The organism is Calderihabitans maritimus (assembly GCF_002207765.1).
Classification (GTDB): domain Bacteria; phylum Bacillota; class KKC1; order Calderihabitantales; family Calderihabitantaceae; genus Calderihabitans; species Calderihabitans maritimus.
This window is the reverse complement of sequence record NZ_BDGJ01000025.1, coordinates 1-749: the sequence shown is the minus strand read 5'-3', so window position 1 is coordinate 749 and position 749 is coordinate 1. Positions and strand designations below refer to the sequence as shown.

The 749-nt window shown below is 50.1% G+C and carries 1 protein-coding gene; it reads right to left on the bottom strand.

The features are described 5' to 3' along the window. Positions 1-749: IS110 family transposase (locus KKC1_RS03855; RefSeq protein ID WP_088553194.1), on the bottom strand; the 749-nt coding region annotated here is incomplete at both ends.

Genomic DNA, 749 nt, shown 5'->3' with positions numbered 1-749 from the left:
CAGGGTAATATCGACAGCATTCCGCATTTTGGGGTTTAAACGGTAGGAATTGCGGGCCGCCTGTTTAATAGTCCTGGCCATCTCCGGCACATCCTTTAAGCGGTTATTACCGTGTTGCAGCATCAGGTCGACCAGTTCTTCCACCGGCATATTAGCTATTTCATCAGGGGTCAGGTTGCCAACGACAGCCCGGGAGGCCTGCCCGAACAAATTGGAGAAGGGGCACTCCTTCTGGTAGGTAGAGAACTTAAGGAATATCAGATTGAGGGCCCTGTTCTTCTCCCTGGTGAGGTCAGAAACCAGGTGATAGCGAAACCGGGTTAACCGTTGCAAAGGAGCATAGGTCATATCAGGAGGGGGTGTTGGACGTACCCGTCCAAACCGCAAGCAATCAGCAATAACCCGGGCATCCAAGGCGTCGGTCTTAGCCGTATCCGGATAGATACGCTTAAAACCATCAATTACCTTAGGATTAATCACCGCTATTTCAGCACCCAAAGCCGATAGTTCAGGAGCCTCATGCAGGGCCTGTGAAAGGTGCCACCAATACAGGTTAGTAGCTTCCATACCAATCTTAACCTTATCAGCATCAATAAGCTCAGCTTCAGTAACAATCCTTTCCACAAGCCTTTCGGCCCCGGGTAGGTCGTTGGAAACGCTAAAGCCGCAGACATCTTCACCGGTATCATTAAGGATGCGGACCACATTGGTGTCAGACCCTATATCGATACCGACAAAAAGGGTTTTTC